At 62.0% G+C, this 16,343-nt stretch carries 19 protein-coding genes and 3 tRNA genes; 16 read left to right on the top strand and 6 right to left on the bottom strand.

Annotated features, from left to right (window positions below):
* Positions 1–5 precede the first annotated feature (5 nt).
* Positions 6–266 carry a MoaD/ThiS family protein gene (locus tag ACKFRX_RS01230; protein WP_005329732.1) on the top strand — a complete coding sequence of 87 codons (261 nt, stop codon included), beginning with the start codon at positions 6–8 and terminating at the stop codon, positions 264–266.
* On the opposite strand, the gene ACKFRX_RS01235 is transcribed toward ACKFRX_RS01230, so the two are convergent.
* A complete protein-coding gene (locus ACKFRX_RS01235; RefSeq protein WP_005323193.1) occupies positions 263–655 on the bottom strand; it encodes a phage holin family protein in 393 nt (130 codons plus the stop codon). The two genes, ACKFRX_RS01230 and ACKFRX_RS01235, sit on opposite strands and share 4 nt — an antisense overlap.
* On the bottom strand, positions 656–1,708 hold the full coding sequence (hisC, locus tag ACKFRX_RS01240) for a histidinol-phosphate transaminase (protein WP_005329730.1): 1,053 nt from the start codon (positions 1,706–1,708) through the stop codon (positions 656–658).
* A gap of 108 nt (positions 1,709–1,816) precedes the next feature.
* Between hisC and ACKFRX_RS01245 the strand changes: the two genes are divergently transcribed.
* Positions 1,817–1,905, top strand: a tRNA-Ser gene (locus ACKFRX_RS01245).
* Between the two features lie 80 nt (positions 1,906–1,985).
* Here ACKFRX_RS01245 and ACKFRX_RS01250 read toward each other — a convergent pair.
* From ACKFRX_RS01250 to ACKFRX_RS01260, 3 genes are all read right to left on the bottom strand, one after another.
* The gene (locus ACKFRX_RS01250) at positions 1,986–2,210 is read right to left on the bottom strand and encodes a hypothetical protein (protein WP_034668758.1); all 225 of its coding nucleotides are present in this window, start codon (positions 2,208–2,210) and stop codon (positions 1,986–1,988) included.
* A gap of 80 nt (positions 2,211–2,290) precedes the next feature.
* Positions 2,291–2,674, bottom strand: coding sequence for an NUDIX hydrolase (locus tag ACKFRX_RS01255; protein ID WP_408928018.1), 384 nt, complete (start codon positions 2,672–2,674; stop codon positions 2,291–2,293).
* Between the two features lie 64 nt (positions 2,675–2,738).
* Complete coding sequence (locus ACKFRX_RS01260; RefSeq protein ID WP_408919353.1) at positions 2,739–3,476, bottom strand: hypothetical protein; 738 nt, start codon at positions 3,474–3,476, stop codon at positions 2,739–2,741.
* Positions 3,477–3,589: 113 nt separating this feature from the next.
* Between ACKFRX_RS01260 and ACKFRX_RS01265 the strand changes: the two genes are divergently transcribed.
* The 9 genes from ACKFRX_RS01265 (at position 3,590) to ACKFRX_RS01305 (ending at position 11,096) form a co-directional block, all read left to right on the top strand.
* Positions 3,590–3,952, top strand: coding sequence for a YidH family protein (locus ACKFRX_RS01265; RefSeq protein ID WP_408919352.1), 363 nt, complete (start codon positions 3,590–3,592; stop codon positions 3,950–3,952).
* Entirely contained in the window at positions 3,945–4,253 is a 309-nt protein-coding gene (locus ACKFRX_RS01270) for a DUF202 domain-containing protein (RefSeq protein ID WP_408919351.1), read from the top strand. Before ACKFRX_RS01265 ends, ACKFRX_RS01270 begins: the two co-directional genes overlap by 8 nt.
* A gap of 43 nt (positions 4,254–4,296) precedes the next feature.
* Positions 4,297–5,076, top strand: coding sequence for a hypothetical protein (locus ACKFRX_RS01275; protein ID WP_408919350.1), 780 nt, complete (start codon positions 4,297–4,299; stop codon positions 5,074–5,076).
* Between the two features lie 92 nt (positions 5,077–5,168).
* On the top strand, positions 5,169–6,533 hold the full coding sequence (mgtE, locus tag ACKFRX_RS01280; protein ID WP_408919349.1) for a magnesium transporter: 1,365 nt from the start codon (positions 5,169–5,171) through the stop codon (positions 6,531–6,533).
* A 260-nt stretch (positions 6,534–6,793) separates the two neighbouring features.
* Complete coding sequence (locus tag ACKFRX_RS01285; protein ID WP_005323181.1) at positions 6,794–8,368, top strand: DASS family sodium-coupled anion symporter; 1,575 nt, start codon at positions 6,794–6,796, stop codon at positions 8,366–8,368.
* 231 nt (positions 8,369–8,599) lie between these two features.
* Positions 8,600–8,672: transfer RNA gene (locus ACKFRX_RS01290), tRNA-Arg, on the top strand.
* Between the two features lie 64 nt (positions 8,673–8,736).
* Entirely contained in the window at positions 8,737–8,928 is a 192-nt protein-coding gene (locus ACKFRX_RS01295; RefSeq protein ID WP_005323180.1) for a hypothetical protein, read from the top strand.
* A gap of 252 nt (positions 8,929–9,180) precedes the next feature.
* Entirely contained in the window at positions 9,181–10,044 is an 864-nt protein-coding gene (locus ACKFRX_RS01300; RefSeq protein WP_218840705.1) for a DUF418 domain-containing protein, read from the top strand.
* Between the two features lie 2 nt (positions 10,045–10,046).
* A complete protein-coding gene (locus ACKFRX_RS01305) occupies positions 10,047–11,096 on the top strand; it encodes a trypsin-like serine protease (RefSeq protein ID WP_408928019.1) in 1,050 nt (349 codons plus the stop codon).
* On the opposite strand, the gene ACKFRX_RS01310 is transcribed toward ACKFRX_RS01305, so the two are convergent.
* Positions 11,093–12,121 (bottom strand): prephenate dehydrogenase, encoded by a 1,029-nt coding sequence (locus tag ACKFRX_RS01310; protein ID WP_408928020.1) that lies wholly within the window; start codon positions 12,119–12,121, stop codon positions 11,093–11,095. The genes ACKFRX_RS01305 and ACKFRX_RS01310 overlap by 4 nt on opposite strands.
* Before the next feature lie 39 nt (positions 12,122–12,160).
* On the opposite strand from ACKFRX_RS01310, the gene ACKFRX_RS01315 reads away from it, so the two are divergent.
* The 5 genes from ACKFRX_RS01315 to ACKFRX_RS01335 all read left to right on the top strand — a co-directional run bounded on the left by ACKFRX_RS01315 (position 12,161) and on the right by ACKFRX_RS01335 (position 16,341).
* On the top strand, positions 12,161–12,640 hold the full coding sequence (locus ACKFRX_RS01315) for a tRNA adenosine deaminase-associated protein (protein ID WP_408919347.1): 480 nt from the start codon (positions 12,161–12,163) through the stop codon (positions 12,638–12,640).
* A 25-nt stretch (positions 12,641–12,665) separates the two neighbouring features.
* Positions 12,666–13,097, top strand: coding sequence for a nucleoside deaminase (locus tag ACKFRX_RS01320; RefSeq protein ID WP_284766170.1), 432 nt, complete (start codon positions 12,666–12,668; stop codon positions 13,095–13,097).
* Between the two features lie 51 nt (positions 13,098–13,148).
* On the top strand, positions 13,149–13,349 hold the full coding sequence (locus ACKFRX_RS01325) for a CsbD family protein (protein ID WP_005323174.1): 201 nt from the start codon (positions 13,149–13,151) through the stop codon (positions 13,347–13,349).
* An 89-nt stretch (positions 13,350–13,438) separates the two neighbouring features.
* Positions 13,439–13,526 (top strand) — tRNA-Ser (locus tag ACKFRX_RS01330).
* Between the two features lie 202 nt (positions 13,527–13,728).
* Positions 13,729–16,341 (top strand): MMPL family transporter, encoded by a 2,613-nt coding sequence (locus ACKFRX_RS01335; RefSeq protein ID WP_408919346.1) that lies wholly within the window; start codon positions 13,729–13,731, stop codon positions 16,339–16,341.
* Positions 16,342–16,343: the final 2 nt, after the last annotated feature.

The raw sequence follows: 16,343 nt of genomic DNA on the forward strand, positions 1-16,343 counted from the left end.
AGGGCATGTTGACCGTTCACTATTTCGCCGCCGCCCGCGCCGCTGCGGGCGTGGCTTCTGAGCAGGTAGAAGCCCCCGCCACCTTGGGTGATCTGGTGGCGCAGCTGAGCGAGGAGCATACCGGCACCACCGAGGCCGGCATGAGCCTGAAAGAGGTCTTGGGGCGCTGTAGCTTTCTTATCGACGGCGCCGGGAACACCGCCATGGATTCCCCGCTGGCTGGTGTTACCCGGGTGGACGTCCTGCCGCCGTTTGCGGGCGGCTAGTCGCGCTGCCGCAGCGGGCTAGTAAAGAAGTTGATGACGCTGCTGACTATGGACAGCACGATGGCGCCGATGATCGCGGCGCCCCAGGAGTCGATGACGAGGTGGCCGATTCCCAGGTCCAGGGAATTGAGCGTCCACTCCACGATGATGAGCGCGGCGCCGTTGATGACGAGGGAGAAAAGTCCGAGCGTCAGGCAGGTCAGCGGCGCGCCGAGGACGCGCAGGACCGGCATGACCACGGCATTAATAATGATGAAGACGATGGCGATGGCGATGAAGTTGCCGGTCTCTGCTGGGGTGATGGTGATGCCGGGAATGACGGCAACTACCGCCCACAGCGCCACCGCGATGGCAAAGACATTCAGGGCAAAGTTGATGAGTGAGCGCATTTAGCCTCCTATGGTTGCGTTCCACGCCTGCAGCAGGGTGTCGGTTTCTTCTTCGGTGGTCACGGTAATGCGTATGCCTTCGCTAAACGCGCGCACGAGCACGCCGCGTTCGGCCAGGCGAGCGGCCACTTCCTGCGGGGTACCAAGGCGGGCCAGATTCGCGGCCGGCAGCCAGACATGGTTTGCCTCGGAATGCGGCACTCCCCAGTCCTGCAAGGCTTCTTCTAGGCGCTCGCGCTGGGCGACGGCCTCATCAGTGCGCTCCCGCAGCGAATCCTGCGCTGCCAGGGCTGCGCGGGCGCCAACCTGCGCCACGGTGCTGGCGGAAAAGGGGATGGCCACCTTATTGAGGGCCTCAATAATATTTTCCGGGCCAAAGGCATAACCGATGCGCACCCCGGCCAGGCCATAAGCCTTTGAGAAGGTGCGCAGGCACACCAGGTTGGGATAGGTGCCCACTAGCTCCGTACCCAGCGGAATGTTGGTGGCGCGGTTGTATTCGATATAGGCCTCGTCGAGGGCAACGAGGACGTCGGCAGGCACGGCATCCATGAAAGCGGCGAACTCGTCCTTGGTCACCGTGGTGCCGGACGGGTTATTGGGGTTGCACACGAAGATAAGCCGGGTCTTGTCCGTAATCTTCTGCGCCATGGCCGGCAGATCCACGCGCTGGTCTGCACCTAGCGGAACCGGGATGGGGTGGGCGCCGACTACCTGGGCGAAGATGGGGTAGGCCTCGAAGGAGCGCCACGGGAAGAGGACTTCTTCACCAGGGGTAGCGGCAATTTCTACCAACTGTTGGCACAGCGCCGACGATCCGGTGCCCACCGCTACCTGCTCGGGATCCACACCTAGGTGCGCGGCGAGGTCCTCGCGCAGCGCGGTGGCCGCAATATCCGGGTAACGGTTAGCCTTCGTCACGGCCTCCGCCATGGCCGCGGCCGCCTCCGGCAGCGGCGGGTGCGCGGCCTCGTTGGAGGAGAGCTTGAGCGCGTCATCGTTGCGCGCGCCGGCGGCGTAGGCGGGGATGGCTTTCAGGTCTGGGCGAATCATGCCTCCCACTTTAGGGCCTGCGTCTTTGCTGCGGGCGTGAAAGCAGGGGGCTAGTTTGGCAGCAGCGGGGCAGGCAGGTATTCTCAAACGAGGTTCCTTGAGAACCGTGGAGATGTGCCAGAGCGGCCGAATGGGGCTCCCTGCTAAGGAGTTGACCCTTCTGGGGTCCGGAGGTTCGAATCCTCTCATCTCCGCCATTTAATCCCGAGCGAGCGCGCTCGGGATTTTTTAATTCGCGTTTTCTATTCTCGTCGGCTCCGTGCAGCGGAGAAATCTGCTATTTGCGCTGGTACTTGGCGCAGCGGCGGAAGAGCGTGAGCATGCCAACGCCGAAGATGAAGCTTCCGGTAAAAGCCGCAGCGCGTAGGGAAGTGACCTCGTGGAAGAGGGCAGGCACCATGAGAATGGCGATAACAGAGCTAATGACTCCTAGGGCGAGGAAAGTAATCGTCACGATAGGTCCCGGTGTGGATTGCTGCGGCATGGGGGTCAGTCCTTTCATCACTCAATTCTGATGAAAATAACTCTAGGTTGCCCTCTTAAGAGCCGCAATAGGAAATTCCCAAGAGACTAAGCGGGGCCTTAGGATTCTAGGGCAGGAAAGACCTCGTCACGCAAGAGATGGGCGAGCTCGCGATCCGGGTTGGTCGGGTCTACCCACGCGATTTCGGCAATTTCTGCGGCAGCGCGGGCAAGGACGGGGCGCGGATAGATAAAGATGCGTCCGCGCACGGTTTCGCCGGGTTCGTTGGCGGCCGGCGCATCGAAGGTTCCGAGTGGGGAAAGCTCAGGAAGACGGACGTCAACGCCGATTTCTTCTGCGACCTCGCGGGCCGCGGCCTGTACTGGGGTTTCGCCGGCCTCAAGCTTGCCGCCGGGCAGCTGGAACTTGGTGGAAGACTCCTTGCGCACGGTGAGGACATGTCCAAAGGAATTACGGAAAACTACGGCGGCAACTTCAATCATGGGCTCGACTATAACCTCGCGGCGTGCAGGCGGTGAACTTAGATGTGGTGCCTGGTGGTGCTCTTTAATTCATGAAGCGGGGAACCCAGTCGCGTTCAGCTACGGTAAGGGCGGCGGCAATCTGTTCGTGGGTTAAGCCATGGCCGATGGTGCCGGAATCGATCGGGGCGCCGTCTATCACCGCGTAGAGGGTCCAGCCATTATTATGTTCAAAATCCACGCGTAGCTCCTCCGAGTAGCCAGCTAGGCAGGCGCCGGAGCTTTCTAATTGAGCGGGACTCGGCAGGCCCGTGGCGCTCAGGCCTTCTACTATGTCGGTGCCGCCATCGGGGCGCAGCACCATGAGGCAGGTGCTGTACATATAGGTGGTCTTGCCGTTGCTGGTTTGGGAACCGCGTTTGACCAGGTTTCCTACTAGGGCCGGGTAGAAGACCAGCCAGTTATTATCCCAGGCTTGCTGGATTCGCTTGCGGTACGACAATGCGCGGCGGATACCCCAGATAGCTGCAAAAAGGATTATCCCGAGCAAGGAGAATCCAATAAGGGGCGCACGGGCAGCCAGCAGCACCAGAGGAAAAGCGGAGGTGAGGATGCCAGTTAGCCCGAAGACCATCCCTACGACCATAAAGAGGGATAGGGAGGCATTGCGTCCGGGCGCCGGACCGGCGGCGGCAATGGCCTCACGCAGGGCCGAGCGCTTGGGGTGTGGGTGTGGTTTGTGTACGCCCGCGATGCGGGCGGAACGCGCGAAGCGCAGGCCCGGCGAGGTATCGAATTGCAGGGGGCTTTGGGGCAGGTACATAGCGAGGTGCTCCTTCGCGTAGGGGCTGGCCTGCACTGTTGAGAATACGGGAGGATGCTGCGCAGTGCGCCTTTATTGGGACTCAAACCGAAAATGAATATAAGGTGGTGGACATGAGTGACTCGAGGTTTCCCCGCTCGGTGTTTGCGGTTGGCACCGACCCTGATCCGCGTTTCACGCTCGCTAATGAGCGCACGTTTTTGGCTTGGATCCGCACGTCTTTGGCGTTGATTGCTGGCGGCGTGGCGCTCGAGGCCTTTGACGTTCCGCTGCCGGCCGGCCTGCGTTCTGCGGTGTCGGTATTCATGCTGGTCGTCGCCATTATTCTGCCGCTGGTGGCGTGGGTGCATTGGAAGCAGTCCGAACGCGCAATGCGCGAGGAACGCCCGTTGCCCTTTAGCTTTGCTATCCCGGTGCTCGTCGTGGCGATCATGGTGGTAGCGGGCGCGCTCGTAGTGGGCGAGTTCCTTGGCTAACCCACTTTTTGATCCCGGCCTGCAGCCCGAACGCACCCGCCTATCGTGGCAGCGCACCCTTTTGGCGTTGTCCTTGGTGGTGCTGGGCGTAATGCGGGCGGTAAGCGTGCATGTCTTTTTGCCGCTGGTATTCCTCGCCGCCGGCGTTGTGACGTTGGCCTTGGCGGTGTGGCAGCGTGCCTCGCTTGTCGACGCCGCCTTATCCACCCACCGTTCCCTCCCGCACGCGGTCATCCTTGCGAGCACCGCGGGACTCGTGTCCCTGCTGGCCTCTTTCGCATTGTGGGGGCTCTTCTTCTAGGTTTTTCCCGGCTCAGGGAGCCGTGGCGCTGTATATTATGCCTATGCCTAAATCCCTATCTCTCCCTCTTGTCGTCCTCGCGGCGACCGCCGTCGCCGCCTTGGGTGGGTGTTCCAATTCCCCTGAGTCCGCTAGGCCTGCGGATAAGCCGAATTTCACCGGCACTGCCCCGAGCTCCTCTGCGGCGGCCGCGTCCGATACCGAGGCCGAGTCTCAGTCCTCGGCCACGGACTCCCCAGCAGAAGAAACCACCACCGAAGCCGCAGCGGCTAAAGATGCAAACGATGCAGACAAGGGCACCGAGGGTGGTGGGGAAAATAAAATCATCCCGGTAGAGGCCCTCGATTCCCTGTGGGTGCCGGCGTTGTGCGATAACCAAGCGGGCAACTTGGAAGGTGGCCAGCTGCCACAGCATCTTAAGACCGGGATGCTTTTCGACGTCGCCGCGGCGGGCCTGAAGTTGAATCAGGACGATACGCCGAAGGGCGCCTACGCGGATATCAACGGCGATGGCAGGGACGAAGCCGTTATTACCTACGTTTGCAATAAGGGCGGTACGGGATGGCCGGATAACTTGCTTATCTATGACAACGACCTGAACTACATCACCAAGGTGGATGATTGGGAACGCGAGGGAATGCCACCAGCGCGTGGGCATATCCAGCAGCTGCAGTGGACCAAGGACACGGTCACCGTTACCTGGCGTGCCTATGCTGATGATGACCCGGCCTGCTGCGCCACCCAAGAATTCACCGGAAACCTCACGCTGGACGGGGATACGCCGCACCTTGCGGTAACCGGTCACCGGCAGGTTGCCGGCTAGCGGCATTCCCCGCAGCATGGCGTAGTCTAAATGGGCTGTAACTAATACTCAGGGAGCTTAATCCCAGAGGCAAGAAAGGCAGGGCAGGGACGATGGCGGAGACCACCGAGCAGGCTAGCGATATCGTCGAGGCGTGGCTGAAACAAGAAGACGCCATTGATCCACAAAAGGCCCCGCGCCTGCAAGAACTTTTGGATAAGGTGCCGCTGCAGGATCTCATCGCCGTCGTCGAGCGGCAAAATGCCATCCGCGCGGCGCTGGCCCTGCGCCTGTTGCCGCGCCAAAAATCGATCGCCGTCTTTGATGCCTTAGATGCTAAGCACCAGGCGGATATCATCGATGAGCTGGGCAATGCCGATGTCTATGAGTTCTTTGATGAGCTCGACCCGGAAGACCGTGTAGCCCTGCTGGATGAGCTTCCCGCGGAAATCGCAGATCGCCTGCTGCGCTCGCTCACCCAATCCAAGCGTGATGTCACGGGCGTGGTGCTGGGTTATGACAAGGGATCGGTGGGCCGCCGCATGTCGCCCGAGGTTCCCGTCATCCACCCAGAGATGAGCGTACGGGATGCCCTGTACAAGCTGCGGGAAATCGCGCACGAGCTAGAGACCATTTATACCGTGCCCATTACGCGCGAGGATCGGCGCTTGGTGGGCGTGGTCAGTCTGCGCGAGATTTTTACTGCCGATGCCGCTCTCACCATGGCCGATATCATGCAGGAACCCGTCTTTGCTCAGGCCGGCGATGATGCGGAGGAAACCGCGCGCTGGTTCCTGCCGTTGGATATGCTGGCGCTGCCCGTTGTGGATGAGTCGCACCGCCTTGTCGGCCTGCTGACGTGGGATGATGCTACCGATATCGTGGAGGAAGAAGATAGCGAGGACTCCGCTCGCGCCGGCGGTACCGAGGCCCTCCAGCAGCCGTACCTGTCCACGCCGCTGCTCAAGCTGGTGCGTTCGCGCATCGTGTGGCTGCTCGTGCTGGCCGTCTCTGCGCTGCTGACGGTGCAGGTGTTGGATTCCTTTGAAGGCACACTGGCCAAGGCCGTGGTCCTGTCGCTCTTTATTCCGCTGCTGACCGGTACCGGTGGAAATACCGGCAACCAGGCGGCTACCACGGTGACGCGTGCCTTGGCGCTGGGCGACGTCCGCACGCGCGACCTCCTCGCCGTCATGTGGCGCGAGCTGCGCGTCGGCATGCTGCTCGGCGCCGTGCTGGGACTCGCTGGCCTGGCGCTGGCCACCCTGGTTTATGGCCTAAGCATCGGCCTCGTCATCGGCTCGACGCTGTTTTTGATCTGTTCCATTTCCGCGACCGTGGGCGGGCTTATGCCCATCGTGGCTAAGACCATCGGCGCCGATCCGGCGGTCTTTTCCAACCCCTTCATTTCTACTTTCTGTGATGCCACGGGCCTGATTATCTACTTCCTGATTGCCAAGACCGTGCTGGGTATCTAGCGCGCCTCCCTACGGTTCGGGGGTGGGGAAGTGGTGGGGTCATTTCTGGTTTCGGGCAGGTGTAGTGTGTGCTCTACGGGGGTGCGGGGGTGGCTGCGTGTGGCGGGATATGGTTTCTGCGTCACATGTTTTGTATGGTCAGTGCATGCTTCGCAGTGAACTGGATAACTTTCAGTCTGCTGCTTCGGCCTAGCTAATAAACTGGGAAATACGGAGCATATCCCACAGCACAATCCTCTCTATGTGAAGGAGCGCGCGGTATGACCACCCCGCATACTCACGAATCTACCGCCCACACCGAAGGTGACGAGGCCCCCGGAGCGCCGCGCAGCGAGTGGCGCCGCCAGTTCATCGGCCTCTTCATCGGCTTGGGTTTGGCCGTACTGGTCTTCTTTATCTTCCCCTCGAATGCGATCGAGACCGTACAGGGCTCCGCGGGTGCGGATCCGGAGGCCGAGTACACGCTCAGTGCCATCCGCACCGTGGCCGCCGTAACCATCTTGATGGGCGTGTGGTGGATGACCGAGGCCATCCCGCTCGCTGCCACCGCGCTGCTGCCGCTGGTCATCTTCCCGCTCGCCGGGGTGGGCACGATTAAAGAGGTGGGTGCCCCATACGCGTCCGCCACCATTTTCTTGTTCATGGGTGGCTTCCTTATTGCGCTTGCCCTGCAGCGCTGGAATTTGCACCGCCGCCTAGCGCTGTACGTGGTGAAGATCATCGGTACCTCGCCCAAGCGCCTGATCTTGGGATTCATGCTGGCCACCGGCTTTTTGTCCATGTGGGTATCTAATACCGCTACGGCAGTGGTGATGCTGCCGATCGGCACCTCGGTGCTGGCACTGACCGCGGAAACTGTAGGCGGCTGGGATAAACAGAAGAAGTTTGCCACGGCACTGATGCTGGGTATCGCGTATTCCGCCTCCATCGGTTCGCTGGGTACGCTCATCGGCACCCCGCCGAATGCCTTCCTCAACGCATATATGGCCGATACCTGGGGCGTTACCCTTGGCTTCGGGCGGTGGATGGCGGTCGGTGTGCCGCTTGCAGCAATCTTCTTGCTGATTGCCTGGGCACTGCTCATCACCGTTTTCAAGCCGGAGATGAAGGATATTCCAGGCGGCCGCGAGCTTATCAACGACGAAATTGAAGCCCTCGGCCCCTGGACCCGCCCCCAAATCATGACCGGAATCATCTTCATCCTCGCCGCCGCAGCCTGGGTTACCCTGCCGCTGGTGCTCAAGGAATTTGAGAACTACGACGATGCCATCGTGGGCATTGCCGCCGGCATCCTGCTCTTTATCCTCCCCGCGGATAACCAGCGCCGCATCCGTTTGCTGGACTGGAAGACGGCCAATGAAATGCCGTGGGACGTCCTCCTGCTCTTCGGCGGTGGCCTGTCGCTGTCCTCGGTCTTTAATTCCTCCGGCCTGTCCCTGTGGATTGGTGAAATGGCCAAGGGGCTTAGCGTCCTGCCCGTTGTCCTCATCGTCTCTGCCGTGGCTGCGCTGGTGCTCTTCCTGACGGAGATCACCTCCAATACGGCGACGGCGGCTACGTTCATTCCGATTATGGGTGGCGTCGCCGTGGGTGTGGGGCTTACTGCCGATGGCGATATCAACGTCCTTCTCCTCACCATTCCGGTGGCCCTCGCGGCAACTTGCGCATTCATGCTCCCAGTTGCCACCCCGCCGAACGCCATTGCCTATGGCTCTGGCTACGTCAAGATTGGCGAGATGATCAAGGGTGGCCTTGGTCTCAATATCATCGGCATCGTCCTCATCACCCTGACGGTGTACTTGCTGGCAGTGCCAATCTTCGGCCTGTCCATCTAGTTCCAGAGCGGAGTCCGTAGCCATTCCCTAAAGAGCACCAGCGTCATTCGGGAATGGCTACATCCGTTACTGTGCTGGCTGAATTTTTAGATAGCGGGAAAACCGATCCTAACCGCCCTCATTCCAGCCAGGTAAACACCGGGTGAACAGGCGATTTGTTAGTTTTCCGTACCGTGGGTATAGTAAATTCTCGTTGCACAGCAGAGCACACGCACTGCTTACCAACGGTCTGCGCCCGTAGCTCAACGGATAGAGCATCTGACTACGGATCAGAAGGTTGGGGGTTCGAATCCCTCCGGGCGCACAAAATCAGCCGCCTTCGGGCGGCTTTTCTTGTATCTCAGCCCGTCCCACCCAGGTCTCGATCTATGAAGTCTTCCGCCCTCGTCTCCGGCCTCATCGCCGGTGTCATCCTTGGCCTCATGCTATGGCTGGGGTCCGGCATTTTCTGGCTCTTCCTGGTTGGCCTAGGCATTGGGGTCGCTGCAACCCCGCTCCTAAAACTGGCCGCCGATCCTTCTCGTTCGCGCAAGCGCCGCGATAGTTCCTTCCGCGACTAGGTCCGCACCACGCCGCTCCTCACGGCACCCGCATAAGTCAGGCACAAGTCTCACGCAATCCACTTATAAAATGCAGGACAAGTATAAAATATTCGCAGCAACCTTCCAGACAGACTTAGTAGAAAAAGAAAGTCTTTATTAACAAGGGGAGTGCGGCGACGCGTTCCCCTCCGTCTTGAAGGAGAACGCTAGGTGTTAGCACCCTCGCGCATTGTAGGGCTCGATATAGCCCGTTCACTTGCGATTATCGGCATGATAGTTCTGCATATGGCCTCCTTGGTGTGGCATACCAAGGTCATTTTAAATGGCCTGCCCGCCGCACTATTCGCCGTTCTAGCCGGCGTCACGTTGATGCTTATGTCCCGCGATTTCACGGCGACGACGTTCCTGCGCATCATCGCTCGCGGCTGCATAATTACGCTTATCGGCCTCGTCCTGCTGCCCGTGGGCGGAGAGATTCAAATCGTCCTCGTGGTCATCGGTATCACGATGATCCTGGTGTCCTGGGTCCCGCCGCTGCGCTGGTGGTGGAAGCTCCTGCTCCTCGCCGCTGCCACCGCCGCCGCGACCATAAAATATGCGCCGCTGACCCTGCCGCAGGTCTATCCGCTGCTGGCCTATTGCGCCTATTTCCTCGCTGGCATGCTGCTCTATGAGGTCTATATCCGCAGCTCCCGTGCCGCTGCCCAGTGGGTGTCCACCGGCATCGCCGCCGTGGTCGCCGCTGCCGGTTTTTACTTCCGCTTTGCCCCGGACATGCCTGGCTGGCTGCGCTTTACCGGCCACACCGGCGTGCTGGGAGAGATTGTCCTATCCATCGCCGTCGCCGCGATCGTCCTGCACTTATGCCTGCTTATCGGTCGAGTGGTGCCTAAGCTGGCGTATCCCTTTGCTGCGCTGGGGGCAATGTCGCTGAGCATCTACATCCTGCATGTACTCACCGCTTACTACTGGCAGAGCCACGTCTCCCTGCACAACACCGCCTGGGCCTGCGCGTTCATCGCCCTCTTCCTCGTCTTCGCGAGCCTATGGCGCCGCCTGATAGGGAAGGGGCCGGCCGAATGGGCCGTCGCCAAAGTTATCGCCATCGCCGTTCCTGCCGGAAAGAAGGACTAATCATGCAGCACAAAATCTTCCCTGCCTTGCTCGCCGCCAGCATCGTGGCACTGACTGCCGCCCCGGCCACTGCACTCGAACACGGCGAACCAGCTCCGGACTCCCCGGAAGCCCGTACCGTCGCCCAACTCAAGATAGGACGCGTGGGCAGCTTCGGCGATTGCACCGGCACCCTCGTGGCCGCCCAGTGGGTGCTCACCGCCCGCCACTGCCTCGAGTCCGTCAATAACGAGGGCACGCAGGCCCGCATCAATGGCACCACCTACGACGCCGATTCGTGGGCGCTATCCCCGCTTTCCGACGCCGCCCTTCTCCACCTCACCACCCCCGTCACCGACACCACCCCGGCTGAGATTTCCGCTCACGTGCCAGAACCTGGCCAGCGCGGTACGCTTTACGGCTGGAGCAGCAGTTCCTCCATGGCGCGCCGCGGCCAGCTGCCGCAGGCGGAGATGGAAGTGGCTGAGCTCCTCGGCGTCGGCCCTGCTGGCCCCGCTAGCTCCACCGAACCAGGCGCCGCAGACGCGGCCGAGGATGGCGCCGAGGATGCCGCTGGCGGAGAAAGCATTCCCGCGGCCGAGGCCATGCCGGGGCTCAGTGCACCAGAGGGGACAGAAAGCGTACCGGCCGGCGAAGCGATGCCGGGTGGGGCGCCAGATGGTCCGATGCCACTAATTGAAAGCGCCATCCTCGACGTACACTCCACCGGCCGGGCCGGCATGCAGGGCGGCGACTCTGGCGGGCCTTTCTTTGTAGACGGAAAGCTTGCCGGTTTGGCCACCGCGGGCACGGCGAATGGGGATCCGGACTTGCCCTCGCCAAGCGCGGCAATCACCACGCTGGCCGGCACCAAGGACTGGATAAAAGGCGTGGTGAGCGGCCGCGATAAAGACGCCGTCCTCTCCGCTAAGACCACCCCTGAACCGCCAAAAACCCCGCAGACCAGTGCAGATCGTGTGGGGCTCTATGCGGGCATAGCCGCCATCGGCCTTATCGCCGCCGCGGTGCTGGCGCGGATTCCCCGCCTGCGCAACCGCGGCCGCAAGGGCTAGAAAATCTCGATGCGTCCGCCCAGGGACTCGGATTGGCGCAGCTGCGCCACCCACTTCGGGCCGCCTGGGTGCAGGCGCAGCACCGGGCGGGAAGAAATCTTGATCGGGGAGACCGATTCCTTGCGCGCGCCGGAGCGGGCATCGATGCGGGTGCGGGCGCGGTAGCCGGCGTCGGTAAGCTCAGCGATGGAAGGCTCGGGGGAGTCGAGCTTCTCGCGGGCGTCGCGAAGCAGGTCCATGGCTTCGTCCAATGCTTCCACCAACGCCGGCGCATTGGTCTCGCACATCTGCTGCACCAGCTCCGGGTGCGTGCCAGCCACGCGGGTAGCGTCCTTGAAGGAACCGGCAGACAGGGACTGCGCCAAGATTCCGCCGTTATCGCCCACGACGGCGAGGATCTCGGCGAAGACGTGTGGCAGGTGGGAAATGCGCGCCACCGCGGCATCGTGATTAGCCACGCGGATAGGAACCGCCTCTGCGTGCACCATCTGGGTCATGCGCACGACCTCGGTGAAGGTCTCAATCCACTGCTTCGGAATCTTTTCCCCGCGCGCCTCACACTCGGCGGCGTAGTCATAGGTAATGCCCCACGCCGCGCGGCGGAACAGGTCCTTCTGCGAGTTATCCCAGCCGGACTGGGACGTGCCCGCCATCGGGTGGCCGCCCACATAGCGCGACTCCATTCCGCGCTCCAGTACCTGCTGGCGTACGGCCGTCTTAACGGAAACGACGTCCGTAATACCGCAGCTCGGCGCGTGCTCCTGAATGGCGTCGAGCACCTCGCCCACCGCGCCCATAGGCACGGCTATGACAATGAGCGCGTTCTCCGTTTCCGCGCGGGTCAAAATGGCGGGAAGATCATCGGTGACGTCAAAACCCTGCTTTACTGCAGTGCGGGCGCCAGACGTGGAGTGGTTGTAGCCAAAAACGTGGTGATTGTATCCGGCGAGATCGCGCAGCAAAGAGCCGCCGATGAGGCCGAGGCCAATAATGCAGATGGGGCGTTGAACATCTTGAGAACTCACGATGACAATTGTGGCACAACACGACTAATCTCACGAGGTATGAGCAACGAAAATTACTCCTTCGCGGTAACCGTCGCCCGCAACGCGGGCCAATGGCTGGTGCGCAGCTTCAACGATGACTTTGAGGATCCGCAGACCTCCATCAATGCGGTGCGCAGCCTGCGTTCGGAGGGCGCTGCGTTCGCGCTGCTGTGCGTGGAGGATGCCTATTTTATTGCCGTGCGCCCGGTGCCGGGCGGGGTGAAGATGCTCATTTCGGATGCCACCTACGGCGTGGACGATGACTTCGCCGCCGATTTCATGGATATCAACGACCATGAAATCCCGGATGTGGACCCCGATGAGGCCGATCCTTATGGCGAGGGCGATTTCGATATCTTCGCCGACCTTGGCCTATCCGAGGACCAGGTGGGCTACATCATCGACAATGATGAGGACTGGCCTTCCGGTATGTTGCTGCGCATCGCCGGCGAGCTCGGCTTTGGCGATGAGTTAGAAGACGTCATTGATAACGCCTGAGCCCTTGCTGCGCGCTGAGGCTCGGATGCGCCGCGCCCTCGACGTCGCCAAGCGTACGCCGGCCGGCGACGTCCCCGTGGGTGCGGTGCTTTACGACGCCACCGGAACCGAACTTGCCACCGGCGTCAACCGCCGCGAAGAGCTTGCGGACCCGACCGCCCACGCCGAGGTCGAGGCCATTCGCCAGGCCGTTCGCGTGCACGGCGATGGCTGGCGGCTTTCCGGCTGCGAACTCGTCGTCACCCTAGAACCCTGCGCCATGTGCGCCGGCGCCTTGCAAGCTGCCCGTGTTTCTTCCGTGGTCTTTGGCGCCTTCGAGCCCAAGACCGGCGCGTGCGGCTCGCTTATCGATGTCCTGCGTGCCCCCACCGCCCCCTTTACCCCGCAGGTCCGCGGCGGCGTGCTCGAAGACGAATGCGCTGGGTTGCTCCGAAACTTCTTCGACGGCCTGCGCTAAACGTGCGTACACTGGTTGTCATACAACAACCGTCTACTCAAAGGAGTGAACATGGGCGATTTGGAAAACAAGAAGGATGGCCTTGTAGGCAAGGCAAAGGAAGCCTACGGCGAAGCTACCGACAACAAGGACGTAGCTAACGAGGGCAAGGCCGACCAGGTCACCTCCGAGGCTAAGGACAAGCTGTCTGACGCTGCCGAAGGCATCAAGGACAAGGCCAACGAGGTTATCGGTGGCCTGAAGGACGACTAATCCTCGTCCCCGTTTCTCATATCGCTGCGCTGGCACCCCGCCGGCGCAGCGATTTTGTCGCTCGGGCCCACTCCCGTAATCTGGAACGCGGTGGCGTGTCCGAGCGGCCGAAGGTGATCGCCTCGAAAGCGATTGTTGGGTAACCCCCAACCGCGGGTTCAAATCCCGCCGCCACCGCACCGGGATCCCGGCCTGTTTGCGCAGGTCGGGATTTTGTTTTGCCCATTTTTCCGGCAGGCGCGGGGAATCCGGCTGGCTGGCCGCCAGCTGTGAAAACTGGGACGCAGGTGGCTTCGTGATAGGGGATTGTGGGGTAAGGCCACTACACTAGGGCAAAGTTCAACCCGTCCCCCACGCGAATGCGAAGGTACATCTACCCGTGGCTAAACTGCTTTATCGTCTTGGGCGCTGGTCTTTCCTCCATAAGTGGAAGGTCATCGTGGCATGGCTGCTGCTGCTCGCCGCCGTCGGCGGTGCCGCCGCCTTGCTGATGAAACCGATGACGAGCGAGTTCTCCATCAAGGGAACCCCGTCCATCGACGCCACCTACAAGACCATGGACCTCTTCCCAGAGGGCGGCAATCCTGCCAACTCGCCCTCGGTCAACGTGGTCTTCAAGGCCCCAGACGGCCAGAAGCTTTCTGATCCCGCAAACCGCGAGGCCATCGACGCCACCATCTCCTACCTCGAGGACAACCTAGAGATGGGCGATACCACGCGCTTTGGCAACCCGCTTGAGGTCTCGCCTCGATTGCAGGATCAGGTCATCCACCAGTTCACGGACATGGGGCTGCCGGAAGCATCCGCCCGCGCGGACGCGGACAACCTCGCCATGGTCAATGATGAGGAGACCATTGCCTATACCACCTTCAATTTCGACGCCGAGTCGCCCTATAGCGTGGAGCAGGCCGATAAAGACACCGTTACCGAGGCAATGAATATTGCCCGCGACCGCGGCCTCACGGTAGAAGGCAATGGTGCCGGCTTCGGCGATGAAATCGCGGTCAATTCCACCTCTGAGATCATCGGCCTCGGCGTTGCCTTTATCGTGCTCATCTTTACCTTCGGCTCCCTGGTGGCCTCGGGTATGCCTTTGGTGTCCGCCGTCATCGGCGTGGGACTAGGCGCGCTGGGCATGTTCATTGCCACCCACTGGATTGAGCTCAATAATATGACCCCGGTCCTGGCCATCATGATTGGCCTTGCCGTGGGCATTGACTATGCGCTGTTTATCCTTTCGCGCTACCGCGCCGAGCGCCGCCGCATGGACGGGCCTGACGCCGCAGGCATGGCGGTGGGAACCGCCGGCTCCTCCGTGGTCTTTGCCGGCGCGACGGTCTTTACCGCGCTCTTCGCGCTCCTCATTGCGCGCATTGGCTTCCTGACGGCCATGGGCTTGGCCGCCGCCGGCACCGTCGCCATCGCCGTGTTGGTCTCGCTTACGCTCATCCCCGCGATGCTTGGTCTGCTGGGTGATAAGGCCTTCAACGGCCGCATCCCCGGCGTGGCCGGCAACCCGACCCGCAAGGGCAAGCGCCGCCGTGGTCCCACCATGGGCAACCGCTGGGTGCGCCTGGTCCAGAAGGTCCCCGGCCTGGCCATGGCGCTGGTTGTGCTCTCCCTGGGCGCGATGACCGCGCCGGTGCTCCACATGGAGCTCGCCCTTCCGGCCGATACCACCTCCAATCCCGATACCACCCAGCGCAAGGCCGCCGACATCATGTCCGAGGGCTTCGGCCCCGGCGTCAACGGCCCCTTCCTCGCCGTGGTCGATGCCCATACGGTCAACGCAGATGCCGGCGCCCTCGCCCCGCTTGTCGACGCCCAATCCCAGTCCGAACCAGCCCCCGCGCCCGCCCCCGCCCCAGACGCGGAGGCCGCGCCCGAGGGCGCTGCACCAGAGGACGGTGCGCCGCAGGATTTTGCACCGCAGGACGCAGCCCCTGAGCAGCTGCAGCCGGACCAGCCCGAGGCTGAGCCGGAAATCGCCCCGGCCGCCGAGGTAGTAGACACCTCCGCAGACGCAGCGGACAATTCCTCGCCGGAGGATAAGGCCGCGCTCGCGTCCTTCCTGTACACCGCGGACCAGCTCAAGGGGCTGGGCGGCGTGAAGCACGCACAGATCGTCGGCCTGAGCCAGGACCAGCGCGCCGCGCAGATAATGGTCACCCCAGAAACCGCGCCGACGGACGCCGCGACGGTCAACGTTGCGCACGCGCTGCGCTCGGCCACCGGCGAGATTGAAGACGCCACCGGCACCGACATCGGCTTGACCGGTCTGACCGCCGTGCAGCTCGATATCACCGAGCGCCTCGAGGAAGCCATGGCGCCGTACCTGGCCATCGTCGTAGGCCTGGCCATCGTGCTACTGCTTTTGGTCTTCCGTTCCATCCTGGTGCCGCTGGTTGCGGGCCTGGGCTTCCTGCTGTCCGTCGGCGGCGCCTTCGGCCTGACCGTCCTGGTCTGGCAGGAAGGCCTGTGGGACCTAGTCCCCGCGCCGGGCCCGCTGATTTCCTTCATGCCGATCTTCCTCATCGGCGTGACCTTCGGCCTTGCGATGGATTACCAGGTCTTCCTCGTCACCCGCATGCGCGAGCACATTTCTCGCCACCCGGAGGGCACCGGCGGGCGGTATAGCGCCGTCGACGAGGCCACCATCACCGGCTTTACTCAAGGCGCCCGCGTGGTAACGGCCGCGGCCATTATCATGATTTCGGTCTTCGTGGCCTTTATTAACCAGCCCCTGCCCTTCATCCAGATTTTCGGCTTTGCCTTGGCCGCCGGCGTGCTTTTCGACGCCTTCTTTATCCGCATGACCCTCGTCCCCGCCACCATGTTCCTCATGGGCCGCGCGACGTGGTGGATGCCGAAGTGGTTGGCGAAGATTCTGCCCACCCTGGATATCGAAGGCACCGCCCTGGAAGAAGAATGGGAAGCTAAACACGCCACCCCGGCCCCAACCCCTAGCCCTGCACACAAGGAAGAAGAATAATC

The organism is Corynebacterium tuberculostearicum (genome assembly GCF_046097465.1).
Classification (GTDB): Bacteria; Actinomycetota; Actinomycetes; order Mycobacteriales; family Mycobacteriaceae; genus Corynebacterium; species Corynebacterium tuberculostearicum_I.